General features: G+C 51.7%; 3 protein-coding genes. 1 reads left to right on the plus strand and 2 read right to left on the minus strand.

Annotation, left to right across the window (positions count from 1 at the left end; all coding sequences use genetic code 11):
• Positions 1–313 precede the first annotated feature (313 nt).
• Entirely contained in the window at positions 314–643 is a 330-nt protein-coding gene (locus BG32_RS15540) for a hypothetical protein (protein ID WP_180274863.1), read from the plus strand.
• Between the two features lie 33 nt (positions 644–676).
• On the opposite strand, the gene BG32_RS05410 is transcribed toward BG32_RS15540, so the two are convergent.
• Together BG32_RS05410 and BG32_RS05415 are read right to left on the minus strand one after the other, a co-directional pair.
• Positions 677–1,657 carry a glycoside hydrolase family 130 protein gene (locus BG32_RS05410; protein ID WP_121526531.1) on the minus strand — a complete coding sequence of 327 codons (981 nt, stop codon included), beginning with the start codon at positions 1,655–1,657 and terminating at the stop codon, positions 677–679.
• Between the two features lie 23 nt (positions 1,658–1,680).
• A partial coding sequence (locus tag BG32_RS05415) for a substrate-binding domain-containing protein (protein ID WP_147434840.1) occupies positions 1,681–2,475 on the minus strand: 795 nt, incomplete at its 5' end.

The following is a 2,475-nucleotide window of genomic DNA, read 5'->3' on the forward strand; positions in this document are numbered from 1 at the left end:
GATGACAATGTGAGGCGATCACGAAAACATCACATCACGTCATCTGAACTTGATTCAGAATCTCGATGATCAAAGAGCTGCTGCACTCTTAAAACCAAGGACCCGCTAAACGCTGCTGAAGATAACGTTGTCCGTCAACGGTCCACCGTCCTCCGAATCGGACGTAATGGCGCTACGATTGTGCCGGGACGCAAGGCCGACTCCATCGAGAAGTGATGCTGAGAAGAGCATCCCAGGAAGTGATGCCCTTGTAGAACATTGGACGCAATGCCGGCTAAGAACATGCCGGGACGCAAGGCACTGAGGAGCATCAGTGGACGCAAGGCTGCCTACGGCAAAAAGCCTTCTCAGGTCCACCTTCAAAGGTTCTCCGAGGAGACCAAGAGCAGAAGTGATGACGCTTTCAGTGGGAAGCATTCAGAAGGCAGTCTGCTGGCGCAGGCCAGTCAAAAGGCGAGAATCATCGCCGCCAGTGAAAGCGTTGCCTTCGCCAGTACCACTTTGTGGTGCCACTCTCACCATCAAGCTGAGGCCAGTCACTGCAAGCAGCGGCAACATAGTGACTTTCATTTTGCTTGCTATTATCAGAACTTCAACTGACAAGCGCGTAAGAGACAACCGAAAGGACCGGCACAGATACTAATCTCCTGGCACAGTCTGATACATAAAGACAGTCTCAATATGAGTTCTCCTGGAGGAAGTCGTACAGGATCTCTGCGGTTGTGAAGGCGAGGGCGGTAACGGTGTCGGCCGCCCCGTAGTATATGGCGATTCTGCCCGTTTCGGGGTCCTGAAGGCTGGCGCAGGGGAAGGTGACGTTGGGTACGTCGCCAATGTTTTCGTAAGGTATTCTCGGGTTAAGTATGTAGTGTTTCGACCTTTTGATTACTTTCCAGGGTCTTTCCAGATCGAGAAGAGCGACGCCAGTGCTGTACACGAAGCCGTTGCAGGATGTCCATACTCCGTGATAGATAAGCAGCCAACCTTCCGAGGTCTCTATCGGAATAGGTCCGGCCCCAACCTTGGTCGATTGCCAGCCGGCGGTGGGCGACATTACATGCCTGTGGCAGCCCCAGTGAATCATGTCGGGGCTCTCGCTGTAGAAGATGTCTCCAAAGGGAGTGTGGCCGTTGTCGCTCGGCCGGCTCAACATTGCAAACTTTCCTTTGATCTTCCTCGGGAAGAGGACCCCGTTTCTGTTGAAGGGAAGGAATGCGTTCTCAAGCTGATAGAATCTCTCGAAATCGTAAGTGTAGCCAACGCCTATGGTAGGCCCGTGATAACCGTTGCACCAGGTTACGTAGTATCTGTCTTCCAGGAAGACGACTCTGGGATCGTATCCGTAAACGAATCGGCCGATTTCCGGGTCTTCGACATTAAATTCGATTCTCTCCTGATCAATGTTCCACGACAATCCGTCTTCGCTTCTTCCTGAGTGAAGCTCCATGACAAGCTCTTTCGTATCTATACGGAATACTCCCCTGAATTCATCTTTGTAGGCTACGACCGCGCTGTTGAAGATGCTGTTTGCGCCTCTCACCGTTTCCCGTGTGATTATGGGGTTTTTCGAGTATCTCCAGACCGGTTCTAGACAATCTTTGGGTTTCTCTTCCCAGGGGAGATTTTTGAGTTTCTGGCCGAGTATTATGATCGGCAAAGAGATCCTCTCCTTCCTCTCTCCTATATGGCTTTAACCGAGTCCCTTTCGACGAGGGCCGTGGGCAGAACTATATTCCTGAATACTCTCTTTTGGGTGAGCCTCAATCTCTCTATGAGCAGCTGGGCCGCAGCGCTTCCCATTTCGATTCTCGGTTGCGAGACGGTGGTTAATGCTGGGATCGTATAGGGTGCGTGAACGGAATCGTCGAACCCGATCACGGATACGTCGTCTGGGACACGAACACCGTTTTTGTGAAGCTCCTGCATTGCCCCCATTGCCACGTGGTCGTTGACGGCAAAGATCGCCGTGAAATCGATACCGAAATCCCGAAGGTAATCACGGATCGCCTCCTGCCCGTGGTGAGGTTCGAAGCCCCCTATCCTCGCGACTTTCAGATCGAAATCCGAGGTCCTCGAAGCGAATTTTCTCAGCCCCTTCAACCTATCCTTTGAAGCATGCACTCCTTCCTGCCCCGGGAGAAAGAGGACCCGTCTGTGCCCCTTTTCGTAAAGGAATTTCGCAACGTTGTATGCTGCAAAGGAGTTGTCTATGTTTACGGAATCGGCCTTTATTTCTCTTATTGGGGAGTCGACGGCGACAACGACTATCCCGCTCTCTATGAACCTGTTGAGCATGTGCTCGTCGCTGTGAAGAGTCGCAACTATGACTCCATCTACCTTTCGCTGGAAGTATTCGTTCAGAATCTCCTGTTCACGACTGACCATTTCTCTGGCCATGGCAAGCATCACGTTGAAACCGTTTTTGTGAGCATAATCCTCCACTCCCATGAAAATTTCGCCGTAATGGTTTCCCAT

The organism is Mesotoga sp. HF07.pep.5.2.highcov (assembly GCF_003666285.1).
Taxonomy (GTDB): domain Bacteria; phylum Thermotogota; class Thermotogae; order Petrotogales; family Kosmotogaceae; genus Mesotoga; species Mesotoga prima.